Consider the following 459-nt stretch of genomic DNA (forward strand, 5'->3'; position numbering starts at 1 on the left):
CCACGGCACCGTGGGGGCGCGCTGTTTGTTGAGTGGCGTGAAGTGGCTCCAGATGCCCATGCGCTTGTACCACTCGCCGCCTGCCCAGCCGTTGGCATCCTCGATGACTTGCCGGTCTGCCTTGAGGCAGTAATTCGGCTCCCGCTCGACCTGGAGCTTGCCGCTCAGCACGGCGTCGATACTTCGCTGAATCTTGTTCATGGCTTCTCCCTGTCTTTGAGTGTCTGGGCGCGGGTTTTAATCCAGTCCAGCGGGTAGGCGTTGCTGAGAATGTCGCCCAGAAACTCGATCAGGACTTGGTAGCGGTGCTTCATGTCCTCGCACTCGCTGAGCTTCTGGCGCAGCGTCTTGTTCTCGGCATCCAGCCGCGCCCGCTCCGCTTCGGTGCGCGAGAAGCTGTCCTGCTTGTTCTTGCCGAACAGCGTCCAGGCCGCGATGATGCTGCCAGCGACAGGAACG

At 61.7% G+C, this 459-nt stretch carries 2 protein-coding genes; both read right to left on the reverse strand.

Annotated elements, in window-relative coordinates; all coding sequences use genetic code 11:
• Window positions 1-201, reverse strand: a 201-nt coding sequence (locus GUI70_RS22640; protein ID WP_161884518.1) for a hypothetical protein, incomplete at its 3' end; no start/stop codon positions are given.
• On the reverse strand, window positions 198-459 hold a 262-nt coding region (locus tag GUI70_RS22645), incomplete at its 5' end, for a hypothetical protein (RefSeq protein ID WP_161884519.1). The genes GUI70_RS22645 and GUI70_RS22640, both read right to left, overlap by 4 nt.

The sequence above is a fragment of the Deinococcus alpinitundrae genome, from assembly GCF_009982895.1.
Taxonomy (GTDB): domain Bacteria; phylum Deinococcota; class Deinococci; order Deinococcales; family Deinococcaceae; genus Deinococcus; species Deinococcus alpinitundrae.